Source organism: Aureimonas sp. D3 (assembly GCF_001463805.1).
Classification (GTDB): Bacteria; Pseudomonadota; Alphaproteobacteria; order Rhizobiales; family Rhizobiaceae; genus Aureimonas; species Aureimonas ureilytica_A.
The window spans coordinates 1-17,073 of sequence record NZ_BBWM01000017.1 but is presented as its reverse complement, the minus strand read 5'-3'; the positions used below and the strand labels follow the sequence as shown (position 1 = coordinate 17,073).

Below are 17,073 nucleotides of genomic sequence, written 5' to 3'. Positions count from 1 at the left end.
CCCGCTGATCGGCCGCACCCTCCTCCCGAAGGCGCTCGCCGGGGAACCCGATTCGCCGGGCGAAGCCTAAGCGAGGCATGGCCGCGCGCAAAGCGCCAAACGCGAAGCGTCCAACGGAAAGCGCGCGAGGCCAATGCCCGCGCACGGGATCTCCAGAGCGGTGATGCGAAACGGGGAACCGGATGCCGTCCGGTGGGGACGGACGGCATCCGGGGGGATACGGAGGCCTCAGGCGGCGCGCGAAGCGCGCATGCGATAGACCTCCGATTCGAGTTCGAGATAGAAGCCCACCGAGGCGGGATCGGCGAAGGGCAGGATCTGCGTCGCCCAGAAGCCGCCGATGCCGTTCTTCCGGTCGATCCAGTAATAGAGATTGGCAAGACCCGCCCAGGCGAGCGAGCCGGCGGGGCGTCCGGTCGGGGCGTCCTCGTCGTTGATCATGAAGGTGAGGGCCCAGGATTTCGGCATTCCGGGAAAGAACTCGGCGTCGTTCGACAGGCTCGGGATCACGCCCGGGAGCGCCTTGATCTTCATGTCGCCGAGCCCGTTGCGCTCGGCCATGGCGACCGTCTCGGGTTTCAGGACGCGCCCATGCGGGCCGTCGCCGTCGTTCAGCCACATGCGGATGAACTTGGCGTAGTCGAGCGCGGTCGAATACAGGCCGTGGCCGCCCATGTGGACTTCCGGGTCCTGCGGCAACTCGAAATCGCCGAGCGGCGTCAGCACGCCCGAACTGTCGCGCTGGTGCATGGTCACGCGGCGCTCGCGCATGGCGGGCGTCATGGTGAAGGCCGTATCCTCCATGCCGAGCCGTTCGAAGATGCGCGTCTTCATGGCGTCGCCGAGGCGATAGCCGGTGATGCCTTCGATCACCTGCCCCGCCCAGTCGATATTGGTGCCGTATTCCCAAGCCTCGCCGGGGTCGAACAGAAGCGGCGTGCGCAGCGAAGCGAAGGAGGAGGTGATGACGCTGGGTTGGCCCTGTTCCCTGGCGAGGCGGTGATAGGTCTCGTTGAAGAAGTCGTAGGCGAAGCCCGCCGTGTGAAGCAGGAGCATCCTCGTCGTGATGTCGCGCTTGGGCGCGCGCAGACGGGGCGTGCCGTCGGCCTCGAACCCGTCGATCACCTGAAGCTCGCCGATGGCGGGCGCATAGGTCCTGGCCGGGGCGTCGAGGTCGAGCCGTCCCTCTTCCACGAGCTGAAGCGCCACCGTGCCGGTGATCGCCTTGGTGGTCGAGAAGATCGCGAAGACGCTGTCGGGCGTCATGTCGGCCTCGCCGCCCAGCGCCCGCTTGCCCGCCGCGCCCTGAAACAGATTGCCCGCGCGATCGGTCACGACGGCAGCAACGCCCGGCACGCCCGGCTTGGAGGCGACGGCACTGGTGAGCACGGTCCCAACGGCTTTCTGCAATTCGGTCATGATCATTCTCCCTTCATGCCGATCGTCGAGGACCATTGCCCGACGCCCGCTCGGCGTCCTGGAAAACGGCTTCGACAGAGCGCTTACGCTTACGTCAGTCGTGGGCACCGCTCTGTCGGAAACCGGCAGATCCTGTCGATGATCGGCAGAAGATGCCTCTCCGGCCGATCATCCGGACAACCCTGCCGGTTTGTTAAATACGCTTTCAAGCCGGAGTTGCCGCAGAACCCGTTCGTCCGTTAGCCTGCAAACGATCGAGGTTCGGATTGGAGAAAGGACAGTCCATGTTGCGCGATGCCCTTCTGTTCGACGCGCATGGGCGGGCGATCCGCCAGCACCATAAGGTCTTCTCGAAGGACTGGGACGAGATCGGCGAGTGGTCGCGGCGGGTCTATATGCCCTACGACGTCTCGCCCACCGGAAAGCTGATCCGCCCCCAATCCACCATGCATTCGGCCATGGTCGGCCGCATCATCGTCACGCGCTTCGCCTATGGTATTCCCGTCGGGATCCGTGACTGGTCGCAGGAGGCCGGCAACGCGGTGGTGCTGACCACGATCGGCGGCAATGCCAGCCATCGGCTGGACGATGGCGGCGCGGTGAACACGGGCTATGGCGAAAGCTTCGTGGTGGATTGCAGCCGCACCGACTATCACGTCGATTTCGACCCCGCCCATCTCCAGCTCAACCTCACCATTCCGCACGCCGTTCTGGAACAGGTCTGCCACGACTGGTTCGGCTTCGTCCCGGGCGATGCGCTGTGGCGCTTCAAATGCGGGCTGGGCGGGCAGGGGTCGAGCTGGCTGATATTGATGGACTATGTGATGCGCTGCATCGCCGAAGCGCCGGACCGTCTGGCGCATGATCGCGTGGGGCGCCACCTCGAACAAACGATCTGCGTCCATCTTCTCAATGAATGGGCGTCGCGCGCCGGGCTCGACCTGTCCGACCCCCGCCATGCGCTGGCGCCCCGCGTGGTGCGGGCGGCCGAAGCCTATATGTCCGAGCACGCGGCCGACCTTCCGACCATGGCCGAGGTCGCGCGCGCTGCCGGCACCAGTCTGCGAAGCCTGACGGAAGCCTTTCGCCGGTTTCGCGGAACGACGCCCAGCCAGTTCCTGCGCGAGCAGCGGCTCCAGCGCGTCCGGCGCGATCTCGAAACCGCCCTGCCGGGTCAGACCGTGGCCGAGATCGCCGCCGCCTGGGGCTATATCAACAAGGGCGACTTCGCGCGCGCCTATCGCCAGCGCTTCGGCGAAACACCCTCCACCACGCTGCGGCGCTGACGGGATCAACGTCAGGCGGTCACAATCTCCAGCCCGGCGGCGCGCAAGGGGGCGAGTTTCTCATCGCAGACGCTCGCCTGCGTGACGAGGCTTGTGATCTCATGGATCGGCACGATGCGATAGGGCGAGGCCGCGCCGAGCTTTTCCCCCGTGGCGAGCACGATCGTCTCGGCCGATTGGCGCGCGATCAGCCGCTTGATCGATGCTTCTTCGCTGTCGCCCGTGGTCGCGCCCGCCTCAGGGTGCAGGCCCGTGACGCCCATGACATAGACATCGGCGCGAATGCGGGAGATGGCCTCGGCGCAGGTCGCGCCGACCGCGACGATCGAATGCTTGAACAAGCGTCCGCCGATCAGCTCGACCTCCACGAGCGGATGCTGAACCAGCTCGACCGCGATGCTCGGGCTATGGGTGACGATCGTGGCGCTGAGATCGCGCGGCAAGTGGCGCGCCAGCTGCACATTCGTCGTGCCGCCATCCAGAAACACGATCTGCCCCGGCCGGATCAGAGCGGCCGCCGCGCGCGCCAGCGCCAGCTTGGCGGCCGAGCCGCTTTCCTCGCGCCGGGCGAAATCGGCGACGGCCGGCGAGGCCGGCAACGCCCCGCCATGCACGCGCTGCAACAGTCCCTCGCTCGCCAGTTCGCGCAGGTCGCGCCGGATCGTGTCCTCCGACAGGCCGAGTTCCTGCGCGAGGCTCTTGGCCACCACACGCCCGTCCCGCAGCAAAACCGTCTGGATCAGCGCCTTGCGTTCGCTCGTCAGCATCGCATCCGCTCGTTGCACGAAGTTTCTTGACTCTGCACGATATTGCACGAAACATCGCGCCATTCCAGAGGGCGAGGCGTCCCGCTTTCGCTCCAGCCGGAGACCCAAGCCCCATGAGCATCGCCCATCGTGTCCGCGTGGAGGACGTCACGCTCCTGTCGGACGACTGGTTCGTTCTGAAGAAAACCGTCCTGTCCTACCAGCGCGGCGACGGCAGCTGGCAGCGCATGGCGCGCGAGACCTACGACCGGGGCAATGGCGCGACGATCCTTCTCTACGACCCGGAGCGGCGCACCGTGATCCTCGTCCGGCAGTTCCGCTACCCAGCCTTCGTCAACGGGCACGACGATTTCCTGATCGAGACTCCCGCCGGGCTTCTGGATCAGGCCTCGCCGGAAGAGCGTATCCGCGCTGAGACCGAGGAGGAAACGGGGTTTCGGGTGCGCGATGTCAGAGAGGTCTTCGACGCCTTCATGAGCCCCGGCTCGGTGACGGAGCGCCTGCATTTCTTCGTGGCGCGCTACGAGGCAGGCGACCGCGCGTCCGAAGGCGGCGGCCTCCTGGAGGAGGGCGAGGATATCGACGTTCTGGAACTCACCATCGAGGAGGCGATGGGCCTGATCGCGGCGGGCGCGATCCGCGACGGCAAGACGATCATGCTCCTGCAATATGCCGCGCTGAACCTTTTTTCCGCCACGGCGCGGGCCGCGTAATAGCGGGTGGTCACGGGCGGCCCTGGCTCGCCCGTGTCCCTTGGTTTTGGGTGCGCGATCGAAGCGACGCCTACATCATCTCCGGCCGCTTCACCGCCGAACCGTCGGAAAAGCGGTTGAAGCGGTAGGCGTCGATCTCGATGAAGGGCTTGTCGTTCGTCACCATCTCGCTGGCGAGCCGCCCCGCGCCGGGTCCGAGGGCGAAGCCATGGCCGCTGAAGCCGGTGGCGATGGTGAGGCCCCGGATCGCGTCCGAGTTGGAGACGACGGGCACGAGATCGGGCGAAGTGTCGATGAGGCCCGCCCAGGCCGAGGCGACGCCGACGCCCTGCACCGAGGGGAAGTCGGCCACGAAAGCCCGGATCGCCTCCTCCACCAGCTGCTTTTGGGGCGCGGGGTCCATGACGCGGGTCTTCTCGAAGGGCGAGATCTTGTCGAAATCCCAGCGGCCCCAGGCATCCGGGCCGTTGAAGAACTGGCGGTTGAGCCGATACTCGATCTTCTTGGCGATCTTGGCCTTCATCATTTCGCGGAATTTCGCGGCGTAGCGAATGCCCTGCGGGGCCAGATTGACGACACCGTGGCCGGGCACGGCGATCGTGTAGCCGCCGTCGAGGCGGCGGCGCAGCGCGTATCCCGCGCCCGTGATGCAGCCGGCATCGGCCACCTCGGGGATCGGCGTCGTCTGGACCGCCGTGCCCTCGATATTGGCGACGGGCAGGTCGATGCCGTGGCGACGCAGAAAGCGCGAACTCCACGCGCCGCCCGCCAGCACCACCGCGTCCGCCTGGATCAGCCCGCGCTCGGTCCAGACGCCCTTGATCTGTCCATTGGCGATATCGAGCCCGCGCACGGCGCAGGATTGATGCAGGAACGCGCCCTTGGCCTTGGCGCCCTCTGCAATCGCCGGTGCAGCCATGCCGGGCTCGGCGCGACCGTCCGTATCGGTCCAGATGCCGCCGATCCAGGCGTTGGTGCTGCCCTTCATGCGCTCGCGCACCTCGGCCTGGCTCAGCATCCGGTTGGTGAAGCCGAGGCCCTTGGCGTCCGCGCTCCACTTTTCCCAGCGGGCGTATTCGTTCGGGTCCTTGGTGGCGTAGAGCGAGCCGGTGCGGCGGAAGCCGAGATCCGCCCCGATCTCCTCGCCCAACTCGCCCCAGCGCCGGAGGCTGTACATGGCCAGCGGCAATTCGTGCAGGGCGCGGTTCTGCTGGCGCACCCAGCCCCAGTTGCGCCCCGACTGCTCGCCGGCCACCATGCCCTTTTCCAGAAGCGCGACCGAGATTCCCTTGCGCGCCAGTTCATAGGCGGTGGACGCGCCGACAATGCCCGCGCCGATCACCACGACATCGACGCGAGCGGGAAACTCTGCGCTGTTGTGAACCCGTTGAACGTCAATCGGCATGGCTGGTTCTTTCGATCGTCATGGCTATCGCGGCAGCCGCAATGCGGATGGCTCAGTTTGGCCCGCCCATGCCGCTGGATGAGGCCGAATGCTTCTCGAGAACGGCAGGAAATGCCGAAGCGGGGCGTCTAGCTGGCGTCTCGCCCCGCGGCCCCTCGGGGAACGCGCCACGCAAGACCCGCCCACGCGCTTGCCGGGCCTGCGGGCGGACGATCGCAGGGCCTGCGTTCTCCCGAAACAAGTCGCCTTGCGACATGCGACAAAATACAGCGCCGACTGTCCCCCGATGGTTTGCTCAATGCAGCAAACTTTAAGCTCTGCGTTACGGCTCACCCAATATATCGTCGGCAAACTGTTCGCAGGCGGCAAAACCGCCGACGACTCGAGATTCCAAACTCAACCCGGAATGTTCAAGAGCTGATCGCAGCATGATGACCGTCATCGGATGTATATACTATCAGCATAACCTTTGGTTGGTGTTGATAGCTGCTGTCATCTGCGGCTCCGGCTCCTGGGCCATGGTGCGTCTGTTCCTGCGCGCGGCCACGGCGCGATCGATGGAGAAGGTCGCCTGGATCATGCTGGCCGCCTTCGTGACCGGCGCGTCCATCTGGTGCACGCATTTCGTCGCGATGCTCGGCTACGAGCCCAGGCTGCCGATCAGCTTCGACCCGGTTCTCACCATGGTGTCCCTTCTGATCGCCATGGCGGGCTCGGCCCTCGGCTTCCTCGCGGCGACGGGGCGGGGCGGGGCCGCGCCGGCCTTCGGCGGGGCGATCGTCGGCCTGTCGATCGTCGTGATGCACTATATCGGGATGCTCGCCTACCGGGTTCAGGGGATCGTGACCTGGGACCGATCCTTCATGATCGCTTCGATTATCCTGGCCTGCGTCCTGGCAGCTGCGGCGCTCGATACGGCGCGCCGGCTGGAGCGCGAGAGCATGGGGTCGCATGGGGCGACCGCCCTGTTCTTCCTCTCCATCATCAGCCTGCATTTCACCGGGATGACAGCGTTCCAGGTGACGCCCATGCTGGTGGACGGTTCCTTCTCCGATCCCGACGCCATGCGCGCGCTGGCCGTTTCGGTCGCCAGCGTCGGTCTCATCATCGTCTGTTCCGGCTTTGCCTGCAGCTTCATCGACACCAAGGCGCGCGCCACGGCCGCCGATGCGCTCGCCAATATGTCGAACGGGCTCGCCATGCTCTCGCCCGGCGGCGTCCTGACGCTGGTCAACGAGCGCGTCGGGCAGCTCTTCGGCCTGACGCCAGGAGCGCTCAAGACCGGCATGTCGCTGCGCGACTTCCTCTCCACGATCGGAGAGCGCAGCGGCTGGGACGAGGAGCGCCTCGCACGCGTCATCGAGAACCATCATGCCTGGATGCGCAAGGACACGGTGACGCGCCTCGAACAGAATCTGGCGAGCGGCGTCGTGCTTAGCATCGTTTGCCAACCCGTGCCGCGCGGCGGGGCGATCCTGACCTACGAAGACGTGACGCAGATGCGCAACGGGCAGAAGACCATCGCCCATATGGCCTTCCACGACGCGCTGACCGGCCTCAAGAACCGGCGCATGTTCGCCGAAAGCGTCGTGGACTTCTTGGAGCGTGGGGAGGTCACCATGCTTTCGATCGACCTCGATCGTTTCAAGAAGGTGAACGATCTGCTGGGCCATACGGTCGGAGACGAGCTCCTGCACAAGCTGTCGGCCCGGCTGGAATCCTGCCTGCGGCCCGACGAACTGGCCTTCCGGCTGGGCGGGGACGAACTCGCCGTGCTCCTCAGGGCACCATCGGAGCGGATCGCGGCGCTGGCGCAGGACATTATCATCCAGGCGGCGCTTCCCTTCGACATCGCGGGCCATGCCGTCACGGTCGGCTGCACGATCGGCATCGCGACGGCCGCGCCGGGCGACGATGCGATGGTCCTCCAGCAGAAGGCCGATCTCGCGCTCTACTCCGCCAAGACGGCGGGCCGCAACCGCTTCGAAGTCTATCAGGACGGAATGCGCGAGCAGGAGGTCGACAAGCGGGCGCTGGAACAGGACCTGTCGCTCGCCGTCTCGCTCGGTCAGTTCGAGCTCTGGTATCAGCCGCTCTACAGCCTGCCCGGCCGGATGCTGTGCGGCTTCGAGTCCTTGATCCGCTGGCGTCATCCCGTGCGAGGGCTGGTGCCGCCCGTCGACTTCATTCCGCTCGCCGAGCGCTCCGGGCTGATCGCGGAGATCGGCGCGTGGGTGATCGAGGAGGCGTGCCGGCAGGCCTCGCTCTGGCCGGCCCCGCTTTATGTCTCGGTCAATGTCTCGGCGTTGCAACTGCGCTCCGCCACGCTTCCCGCCGAGTTCGCGCAGGCGCTGGCGCGCCACCGCTTGTCGCCCTCGCGCATCGAGATCGAGATCACCGAAACCGCCATGGTGGAGCATAGCGACCAGATTGCCATGACGCTGACCAGCCTTCGCGCGCTGGGCCTGCGTATCGCCATGGACGATTTCGGCACCGGCTATTCCTCGCTCGCCCATTTGCGCGAGTTCAAGATCGACCGCTTGAAGATCGACCGCAGCTTCGTCGCCGCGTCCGGCGAGGATGCCGGGGAGGATGTGGGCTCCGCGGCCATCGTTCGCGCCGTTCTGTCCATGGCGCGAGAGCTCGGCATCGACACGACGGCCGAGGGCATCGAGGACGAAACGCAGCTCCAGCGCCTGACCGAGCTTGGCTGCGGCACCGCGCAGGGCTATCTCCTCGGCCGGCCCCTGGACGAGCGGGCCGTCGAGGCGCTCCTGCGCGAGCATGTCGAGGCGACAGCGCCCCTGCTGATCGCCGTCTGACCCGCCGCCATATGACCTGCCGATGAACGCGCCTTTCGTCGGGCGTTCTGCTGCGCGGCGCTCATGGCGTGTGGGCCGAGGCCGCTTCCACCAACAAGGCTTCGCGATCTGAATTGCCCGCACGACCCGAGGCGAAGCCTGTCCGCCGGCATGGGACGGGCTGACAGCGACGCCGCCGCGAGGCACCGGCTACCGGCCCAGCAGCCCATCGCGGCGCCGCGCAGGTAGCGCCTCTTCTGTGATCGCCGGATCGTCTTTCGCGTCCAGGCCATTCCCCCTCGCCAGAACACGGAGCCGGACGCTGCGACGTCCTGTGCGCTGATCCGCTTCCAAGGCCCCGCCCAAACGGGGAGCCGGGCCGGGACAGCACAGGCCACTGCGGCTTTGCCCCTCGCATCGCCCAAAGCGGCGACCCCGCCCCCCAGAATCCCGCAGGATCCCGGCCGGCGCGCCGTCACTCCCTCAGTCGGCCCGCCCTTGCGTCCTGTTCCCGGCGCATGGGCGCGGCGCGAAGCGCGCGTCCCTTTCTCCCTCTTGTCCCGTCGTTTGCCGCCGCCCTGAGGCCGGAGCGGCCGTTTACGCGAAAATCAAAGCTTAACAAGGGGTTAAAGTTTCTGTCCCGTGAGACGGCGTGCGAGTTTTCTGAGACGCCATGAGTGTAAATATAAAATTAAAGTCAAGTACAAAATTAGGATTTGAGCAAGTTTCTGAAGTGAATATGGCGTCAGAAGCAGATAAAACCCAAGCAACAGCATGATGCTGCCAAGTATTGCTTCATGTCCTTTCCCTATTCGGAACTTCAGGACATTCTCATGACCAGCGTGAATACCAACATTGCCGCAATGACCGCTCTCCGTAACCTGCAGGCGACGCAGTCCCTGCTGGAGGGAACGCAGAACCGCATCTCGACCGGCTTCAAGATCAACGACGCCAAGGACAACGCCGCCTACTGGTCGATCGCCACGACGCTGCGCTCGGACAACAAGTCGCTCTCGACCGTGAAGGACGCGCTGGGCCTCGGCTCCGCGACCGTCGACACGGCCTATCAGGGCCTCAACAAGGCCAAGGACGTTCTCGACGAGATCAAGTCCAAGCTGACCGCCGCGAGTCAGGACGGTGTGGATCGCTCCAAGATCCAGGCCGAAATCGCCGAGCTTCAGAAGCAGCTGAAGTCGATCGCGGCGTCCTCGACCTTCTCGGGTGAGAACTGGCTGTCGGTTGACTCGGCATCCCCGAGCTACAACGCCAACAAGAGCGTCGTCGCCTCGATGTCGCGCGACCAGAAGGGCGCTGTCACCATCGGCACGATCGATGTAGACACCAGCGCGGTGAAGCTGTTCGACGCGAATGCCAACGCGGACGGTATCGCGGACAGCAGGTTGAGCCTGACGACGGCGACCGGCGCGGCGCTCAATGTCGGCGGTTTCGTTTCAGCAGCCCCTCCGTCGATCGCCGGCCTCGGCTTCACCGGCACCGCGACGGGTTCGGCCGGCACGACGGCCGCAGGCGCCGTAGCGACGCTCGGAACGCTGAATATGGCTGCCGTGACCAAGGGCGACGTGATCACCTTCAGCCTGACGGTTGATGGCACGAATAATACGGTGCGTCTCAAGACCTCCGATCTCGCCGCCGACGGCAGCGATTTCGTCTCCAAGCTTCAGCTTGCCGTTACGTCAGCGGTTGGTGCCGGCAAGGTCACGGTCAGTGCTCCGTCGAATGTCGTCACTCTGACGGCTGGCAGCGTCGGTACGGCCTCCCAGATCACGGTCGGGGCTGTGACCACGGTCAACGGCGACGGCGCCGTCACCGACACGGCCGGCATTCTGACGGCTGGCGCGCTTCCTGCTCCCGCCTTCGGTTCGTCCTTCGGTGCTGTGGCGAAGATGAACACGACAGCCTACACCGCCCCGACCGCAGCGGGCGGTGCCATCGCCTCCACTGCGATCGGCACGGTCACCTCCGTCGGCTCCGACGGAACGATGACCTTCGACATCACGTATAACGGCGTGACGAAGACCGGCATCACGACGGGTACGATCACCAAGGATGCGTCGGCCGCTACTCAGGCTGGCAACATGAAACTCGCCATGCAGACGGCGATCGACACCGCCTTCGCCAACACGGTCTCAACCCAGAACGGCCGGGTGTATACGGCGGGCGATATCACGGTCGGCGGCACCGGCGCTAACCTGACGATCACGACGGCCAACAAGGGTTCGGCCGAAACGGTGAAGATCGGCAACCTGTCCGGCACCGGCGGCTTCGCTGCCGCGAGCAATGCGGTTGCGGGCCTGGCCGTGGCGGGCGTGACGGCGACGGGTACGGGGCAGGGCGCAGGTATCGTCGCGGGCGACACCTACTCCTTCAATGTCCAGTACGGCTCGACGGTCAAACAGATCTCGCACACGTTCGCGGCGTCCGACTTCGTCGTCAGCGGTGGCGTCGCCGGTATCGCATCGGGCTGGACGACCAAGGGGCAGCCGACGGCCGCCGAATGGGCCACCTTCCTGCAGACGAAGATCGACACGGCTTTCACCGGGACAGGCTTCAACGGCAATGATGCCAGTGGCAACCCGATCGGCGCCGTTTATAGCGCCTCCAACCATGACATTACCGTCACGCAGACCGGCGGTATGTTCGAACTCTCGACCCGTAACAAGGGCGCCAATATGGCGGTCGGCATCAGCAGCGTGTCCGGCTCGATCTATGGCGTGACGACCGGAGCGGGCAGCCGGCTGGGTCTCGATGCGAATTCGACATCGTACTACTACGATGCGACCAACACGAAGACGTTGGGCTCCGGCACTGTGGGCTACGGCAAGGACTCGCAGCCGCTGCTCGACATCGGCACGTTCTCCGACACCAACCTGCTGGCGAACGACACGATCTCCTTGTCGGTCAATCTCGGCGGCACGCAGAAGACGATCTCCATCTCGACCGCCGGAATGCTGGCGGCCGGAAACACGAATGCCAACGCGGCGACGTTCCAGACGAAGGTCCAGAACGCTCTCGATAGCGCCTTCGGCACGGGCCCCAACAACACCAAGCTGGTGACGTTCCTCGCGCAGGACTCCAACAACTCCAACCACATGACGATCAAGGCCACGGCGGCCGGCTCCACCAGCTACATCGCCGTGTCGAACGTCACCGCGCAGGATGGAGACAATGTCACGTCCTCCACCGCCGGCCTGACCGCCGGAGCAACGAATACCGGTCTGACGGCCAACGGGACGAATGTCGCGGCCGCGAGCACGGCAGTCCTCGCCAGCACCGGCGCCTTCACGGGGCCGCTGACCTTCGGCGTCAACGACTCCATCACGCTGAACCTCTCGGTCGATGGCAACGCCAAGTCCGTGACGATCGCGCAAAGCGATGTGAAGGCGGCGCTGTCGGGTGCGGCGACCATCAACACGGCGACCGATTACGCCGCCGTGCTGAACGCAGCCTTTACGGCAGGCAATGTCGGCGTCACCGTGACGGCTCCGTCAAACGTCCTGACCTTCACCCGTGCGGGCGGCGCGGGCGCGGGCTCCGTTCAGGTCACGAGCGTCACACCCAGCGGCGGTGCGAGCACCATGTCGGTCGATAAGATCGATGTCTCGGACGCAACGCTCTCGACCTTGAACGTCACCAGCGCCAACCGCAAGGACGTGCTGTCGGCCTATATCTCGCTCGTCAACACGGCGATCAACAAGGTCAGCTCTGCCGCCTCCTCGCTGGGCTCGGTCGCCTCGCGCATTCAGATGCAGCAGTCCTTCGTGAACACGCTGATGGACACGATCGACAAGGGCGTCTCCAACCTGGTGGACGCCGATCTGTCGGAAGAGTCCACCAAGCTCCAGGCTCTGCAGACCAAGTCCCAGCTCGGTATGCAGGCGCTCTCGATCGCCAACCAGTCGGCCCAGAGCATTCTGGCGCTCTTCCGCGGCTAAGCGGTTGAACATCTGAGACCGGGTCGCCGCGGCGTCACGCTGCGGCGGCCCTTTTCGTGATGCGAGTGGGTGATCGAAGCCGCGCCGTTCGGTTCAAACCCGTAACGAGAAGATATGCGCAGTTTTTGTCAACGGACCACCATTGTGCCGTGTGACCCTGCGACTTAAGCCTGGTTAACAGATGATTGTCGTAAGTAAGGCTGAGTAGAAGCGTTCTTCGACAGTATTACGCAACGTAATGTCATTGTGAATGTGGTGGGTCCATTGATCGATTGCGTCGAAATGCACCATAATGGAACGCAACAGGACCGGGATTCGGCAAGGCTTTGGGATGAGTGGCGCACGCATGTTTCGCCTTTCTTTGATCTGGCGGAGCGGGACGAAACCGATCTGTCCCAACCTGTCGCGATGAAGACCTTCAATCTCGGCGCGTTGCTGGTGGGAGATGTCGTGGCGCCGGCACAGGATCTGGTACGTGAGGCGCGCAAATCCGCCCGGCAGGGCGTCGACCACTTGCTCATCCAGTTCTACACCAAAGGCCGCAGCCGCATCGAAACGCGCCAGGAGCGGCTGGCCACAGGCGGCGGCGCGGTGATCTACGATCTGTCGCAGCCTGTCACGGTGCGCTCCGACCAGGCGGTGGACGCGGTGAACATCCTCTTGCCGCGCGCGCTTCTTTCCAGCGAGCCCCTGCGCGTCGAGGCCCTGCATGGCCAAGTGGCGGATTTCCGCGCGGACGCGGCCGGACAGATCGCCTTCACCACAATCCAGGGTATCATGAGCTGCGCCGATCGCCTGACGCCGCAACACCTGCCGGCGCTGACGGCGGCGGCCGCGCGACTTTGCTCCGGCTTCCTGAGCGGCGCGCAGGCGCAGGGCGAGGAGGTGGAGTGGCGCGCGCGGCTCGAAATCCGCCATTTCATCCGCAGCCATCTGCACAACCCCGACCTAGGCGTCGAGCTTCTGCAACGCCGCTTCGGCCTGTCGCGCGCCGCGCTCTACCGGGAATTCGCGGGGGAGGGCGGGGTGCAGACCTTCATCCGTGAGCGGCGTCTGGCCGCCGCGCTGCGTCTGCTGACGCGCCCGAGCGCCCGAGGGGGCCGCCCGCGCGTGTCGAGCGTCGCCTATGCCACGGGCTTCATCGAAGACAAGAGCTTCAGCCGCGCGTTCAAAACCAAGTTCGGCTTTCTGCCGAGCGAGGTCCGCGCGGGCGAAATGCCTGCGATGGCGGGCGACGACAAGGCGGGCCGGCTTCTGGCCTGGCTGCGCGATCTCACCGGCGAGCCGGCGCCGGAGGCGAGACTGGCCGGATGAAGAAGTTTCATCATGACGACCTGACAGCAACTGACGCCTCGCAGGGTCCGTGCGAACCGGCCGATCGCGATCGCGCGGCTTTGGCCTCGACCTCCGACACCACTGACGACGAAACGATCCCGCTTCGCTCGGCCGAGGAGGTGTTGCACCATCCCTTGTTTCCGGAGGTGCGCGCGGCTCTCAACCGTGGAACGCTCGACCTCTACACGACGCAGAACTTTCCCGGCGGTTTCGCGGTGGATGCCTGGAGGGTCATTCTGCTCGGGCAGATCATGGGACTGGACGGCGACGATATCGAAGGGGGAACCGCCGCGACACCGACCGAACTGAAGCAGCGCATGGCCACGTACGGTCTCTACAGCGCGCGCCAGATCGACGCCTATCTCAGCCGTCTCATTCAGACAGGCCATCTGGAGGTCGTGGTTCATCCGCGCGATAGACGCGTGCGGCTTCTGCGTCCCTTGCCGCCGCTCGTGTATTGGCACTGGTGCTTCGTGAAGCTGTATTGCGACGCGTGTCATGCGCTCTTTCCCAAAGAAAATTTCGACCTGATCCTTCGTCGCGAGGACAAGTTCCTCCCTTTCGTAGCCCGTGTCGGCGCGGGCAAGATCGCCATGGCGACGGCTATGGAACTCTTGATGCGCGACCCTGACCTTGCGGCCTTCTTCGGTCGCGGCGGCGCCACGCTCGTACTGCACGCGGCGATGCATGAGACCTCGGCCGATCCCACGCGCCCTTTGCGCGAATCCGACCTGGTCTCCTACGCCGAGATGTTCGGCCGCTCGCGCTCGCATATGCGCAATCTGATCGCCCTCGCCATCGAGAGGGGCTTTTTCGAAGAGGTCGGCCGTCGTCCGCAGACGCTGCGCGTCACGCCCCGGCTCATCGAAACGCTCAGTCGTTACCTCGCCGATACGATCCGCTCTAGCGAGCGAACCTATCGCCGCGCCGAGCGGGCCTACGGTGAAAGCTCAGCGCCTCGATAAGTCATGTATAGCTTACGAATTAGCTTAGCGGGCAAGAAACGATACACGTCTTGATCGGTCACGTTCCTGTGAGAAAAGTTTCTTTACTTTCGAAGGATGGTCAGGAATCGCGGAAACAGGCCGCGCGGGTCGTGTGACGCACCGGTATGGTGTCTTGGACAAACTGAAAATTCACGACGCGAGGCTGTTTGTTCGTTAATCTTAAACTGATCGATGATGAAATGTTCGAAAGGTTGCCGTAGGGGAGCATCGGAACATGCGACTGTCGATCAGATTGAAACTCACAGTCGCGTTCGCGGGAATTCTGGGGGTCATGGGCGCGTCGGGCTATTATGCCGTTCGCAGCCTGCAATCGACCAACGAGAACATGAAGTCCTTCGTCGCCCGTCCCTTCACGCAGACCAAGCGGGTCAGCGATGCGGCGCGTGGGATGCAGGATCTCGGGCGCACCATCAATCGGATGCTCGCCTCCACCAACGACGCGGAAATGGCCAAGCTTCGCGAGGATATCGAGGCCGGCGTCGTGCGCGAGCTTCAGGTCATGGCGCAGTATCGCGCGGGCCTCGCCCCCGATATGACCGAAGCCCTCGCCGCGGTGGACAAGATCGTCGCCGCGATCGACGTGTGGCACGGCATGGCCGTCAAGACGATGGACCTCGTCCAGCAGAACACGACCACGCGCGCCAACGAGCTTTACTCGCACGACGCCGTTCCACTGATCGACGAAATGACCGACGACTTCACCAAGGTGCGTGAAGCGTTGGGCGCGTCCGGCGTTTCGGGTCCGCTGCGAGACACCGCCTCAACTGTGCGGCTCGCCCTGCCGCAGATGATGTATCGACTGATGGCGGCAACAGCCGAGTCGGATCAAGCGCGGTCGATGGAATTGCTCAAGGTCTTCGAGCAACGCAAGTCGGTTCTCGATCAAGGCATGACGGCTTATCGGGATGTCGCGGCCGGCACGTCCATGGCCGAGGCGGTGAACGAGCAGTTCGAGGACTGGACGCGCCTCAAGCCGATCGTCGATAAGATTGCGACGCTCGGCACCACGAACGCGGCTGAGACGGCCAACAAAAACTATTCCGCTGAAGGGCGGCCCTATCTTCTCGATCTGATCCGGCAACTCGACGAGCTGATCGCGGCCGAAACGCGTGTGGCGGAAGGGCTGGCGGGCAGCACCCAGGCCGAATACGAATCCACGCGCGACCGGATGATGATCCTCGTCGTGCTGGCGGTTCTGGCGGGTGCGTTCGCGGCCTTCTGGCTGGCGCGCTCCATCGCGCGAGGTCTCGATCTCGCCCAGCACCACGCCCGCAGGATCGGCGAGGGCGATATTTCCCAGCCCATTCTGGTGGCGCGCAACGACGAGATCGGCGATCTCCTCACCACGCTCTCCCAGATGCAGTCCAAGCTGAACGACACGATCGCCTCGATCCGCGATTCCTCCGCGCAGGTCGCCTCGGGTTCCTCACAATCGGCCGCGACGGCCGAGCAGCTCTCCTCGGGCGCGACGGAGCAGGCTGCGGCGTCCGAGCAGGCGTCCGCCGCGATCGAACAGATGGCGGCCAATGTCCGGCAGAATTCAGAGAACGCCAACACGACCGAGAAGATCGCCGCCCAAGCCTCCGCCAACGCGCAGAAGAGCGGCAAGGCGGTCGGGGCCTCCGTCGAGGCCATGCGCACGATCGCCGAGAAGATCGCGGTGATCCAGGAAATCGCGCGCCAGACCGATCTTCTGGCGCTGAACGCGGCGATCGAGGCCGCCCGCGCCGGGCATCATGGCAAGGGCTTCGCGGTGGTCGCCTCCGAGGTGCGCAAGCTCGCCGAGCGCTCTCAGGTCGCCGCGCAGGAAATCGGCGAATTGTCGGCCGAGACCTTGCTGACCTCCGAAGAAGCGGGCCGGATGCTGGATGCGCTCGTGCCCGACATCGAGCGCACGGCGGAACTGATCACCGAGATTTCGGCGGCCTGCCGCGAACAGTCCATCGGTGTCGAGCAGATCAATCAGGCCATCCAGCAGCTCGATCAGGTCACGCAGTCCAACGCCGGCGCGGCCAACGAGATGGCGGCGACCGCCAGCCAGCTTTCGGCCGAGGCGATGCGGCTGGACGAGAACGCGCGCTTCTTCAAACTACAGGGCCGCGCGGGCGCCGCCCCGGTGCCCAAGCAGGCGCGCGAGGCGACGATTGCCGAGTTGCGCTCCATGGTGAAGGATTTCGGCGACACCTACAGCCAGCGCCCGGCCTCCGCCGCTCCGGCCCGCGCGCCCGCGTCAAACCCGGCGCCCGCTCCCGCGCGCCCGGCAGCGAGTGGCCTCGACCTCGATCTCGACGGCGGTTTCGAACGCCTGAGCGCCTGATCCCGCGTCGCAGCGATCTGACATAGGGCGCGGTGGGCTCGCAGTTCGGCGGGCCCCTTTCGCATGGGCG

Annotated in this window: 10 protein-coding genes; 7 read left to right on the top strand and 3 right to left on the bottom strand. The window is 65.2% G+C overall.

What is annotated here, in order from left to right; all coding sequences use genetic code 11:
• Positions 1 to 228: 228 nt before the first annotated feature.
• Positions 229 to 1,419: a serine hydrolase domain-containing protein gene (locus AUL36_RS05075; RefSeq protein WP_082655591.1), complete on the bottom strand. Its 1,191-nt coding sequence runs from the start codon at positions 1,417 to 1,419 to the stop codon at positions 229 to 231.
• A 284-nt stretch (positions 1,420 to 1,703) separates the two neighbouring features.
• On the opposite strand from AUL36_RS05075, the gene AUL36_RS05070 reads away from it, so the two are divergent.
• Positions 1,704 to 2,705 carry an AraC family transcriptional regulator gene (locus tag AUL36_RS05070; protein ID WP_062218654.1) on the top strand — a complete coding sequence of 334 codons (1,002 nt, stop codon included), beginning with the start codon at positions 1,704 to 1,706 and terminating at the stop codon, positions 2,703 to 2,705.
• An 11-nt stretch (positions 2,706 to 2,716) separates the two neighbouring features.
• Here AUL36_RS05070 and AUL36_RS05065 read toward each other — a convergent pair whose 3' ends face one another.
• Positions 2,717 to 3,472, bottom strand: a complete 756-nt coding sequence (locus AUL36_RS05065; RefSeq protein ID WP_062218652.1) for a DeoR/GlpR family DNA-binding transcription regulator — start codon at positions 3,470 to 3,472, stop codon at positions 2,717 to 2,719.
• A gap of 113 nt (positions 3,473 to 3,585) precedes the next feature.
• Here AUL36_RS05065 and AUL36_RS05060 point away from each other — a divergent pair, with 113 nt between their 5' ends.
• Positions 3,586 to 4,185 (top strand): NUDIX domain-containing protein, encoded by a 600-nt coding sequence (locus tag AUL36_RS05060; RefSeq protein ID WP_062218650.1) that lies wholly within the window; start codon positions 3,586 to 3,588, stop codon positions 4,183 to 4,185.
• Positions 4,186 to 4,255: 70 nt separating this feature from the next.
• Here AUL36_RS05060 and AUL36_RS05055 read toward each other — a convergent pair whose 3' ends face one another.
• Positions 4,256 to 5,590, bottom strand: a complete 1,335-nt coding sequence (locus tag AUL36_RS05055) for an NAD(P)/FAD-dependent oxidoreductase (protein ID WP_062218648.1) — start codon at positions 5,588 to 5,590, stop codon at positions 4,256 to 4,258.
• A gap of 479 nt (positions 5,591 to 6,069) precedes the next feature.
• Between AUL36_RS05055 and AUL36_RS05050 the strand changes: the two genes are divergently transcribed.
• The 5 genes from AUL36_RS05050 to AUL36_RS05030 all read left to right on the top strand — a co-directional run bounded on the left by AUL36_RS05050 (position 6,070) and on the right by AUL36_RS05030 (position 17,003).
• On the top strand, positions 6,070 to 8,412 hold the full coding sequence (locus AUL36_RS05050; RefSeq protein WP_210168844.1) for a bifunctional diguanylate cyclase/phosphodiesterase: 2,343 nt from the start codon (positions 6,070 to 6,072) through the stop codon (positions 8,410 to 8,412).
• A gap of 812 nt (positions 8,413 to 9,224) precedes the next feature.
• The gene (locus tag AUL36_RS24535; RefSeq protein ID WP_244497039.1) at positions 9,225 to 12,344 is read left to right on the top strand and encodes a flagellin N-terminal helical domain-containing protein; all 3,120 of its coding nucleotides are present in this window, start codon (positions 9,225 to 9,227) and stop codon (positions 12,342 to 12,344) included.
• Between the two features lie 408 nt (positions 12,345 to 12,752).
• Complete coding sequence (locus AUL36_RS05040) at positions 12,753 to 13,658, top strand: helix-turn-helix domain-containing protein (RefSeq protein WP_244497038.1); 906 nt, start codon at positions 12,753 to 12,755, stop codon at positions 13,656 to 13,658.
• Complete coding sequence (locus AUL36_RS05035; protein ID WP_062218639.1) at positions 13,655 to 14,644, top strand: hypothetical protein; 990 nt, start codon at positions 13,655 to 13,657, stop codon at positions 14,642 to 14,644. Before AUL36_RS05040 ends, AUL36_RS05035 begins: the two co-directional genes overlap by 4 nt.
• Before the next feature lie 256 nt (positions 14,645 to 14,900).
• On the top strand, positions 14,901 to 17,003 hold the full coding sequence (locus AUL36_RS05030; RefSeq protein WP_082655578.1) for a methyl-accepting chemotaxis protein: 2,103 nt from the start codon (positions 14,901 to 14,903) through the stop codon (positions 17,001 to 17,003).
• The last annotated feature ends 70 nt before the right edge of the window (positions 17,004 to 17,073 follow it).

Bases quoted from the DNA above. Each gene is read 5' to 3' on its own strand.
- AUL36_RS05075 (WP_082655591.1), bottom strand. From the start codon at position 1,419: ATGACCGAATTGCAGAAAGCCGTTGGGACCGTGCTCACCAGTGCCGTC.
- AUL36_RS05070 (WP_062218654.1), top strand. From the start codon at position 1,704: ATGTTGCGCGATGCCCTTCTGTTCGACGCGCATGGGCGGGCGATCCGC.
- AUL36_RS05065 (WP_062218652.1), bottom strand. From the start codon at position 3,472: ATGCTGACGAGCGAACGCAAGGCGCTGATCCAGACGGTTTTGCTGCGG.
- AUL36_RS05060 (WP_062218650.1), top strand. From the start codon at position 3,586: ATGAGCATCGCCCATCGTGTCCGCGTGGAGGACGTCACGCTCCTGTCG.
- AUL36_RS05055 (WP_062218648.1), bottom strand. From the start codon at position 5,590: ATGCCGATTGACGTTCAACGGGTTCACAACAGCGCAGAGTTTCCCGCT.
- AUL36_RS24535 (WP_244497039.1), top strand. From the start codon at position 9,225: ATGACCAGCGTGAATACCAACATTGCCGCAATGACCGCTCTCCGTAAC.
- AUL36_RS05040 (WP_244497038.1), top strand. From the start codon at position 12,753: ATGAAGACCTTCAATCTCGGCGCGTTGCTGGTGGGAGATGTCGTGGCG.
- AUL36_RS05035 (WP_062218639.1), top strand. From the start codon at position 13,655: ATGAAGAAGTTTCATCATGACGACCTGACAGCAACTGACGCCTCGCAG.
- AUL36_RS05030 (WP_082655578.1), top strand. From the start codon at position 14,901: ATGCGACTGTCGATCAGATTGAAACTCACAGTCGCGTTCGCGGGAATT.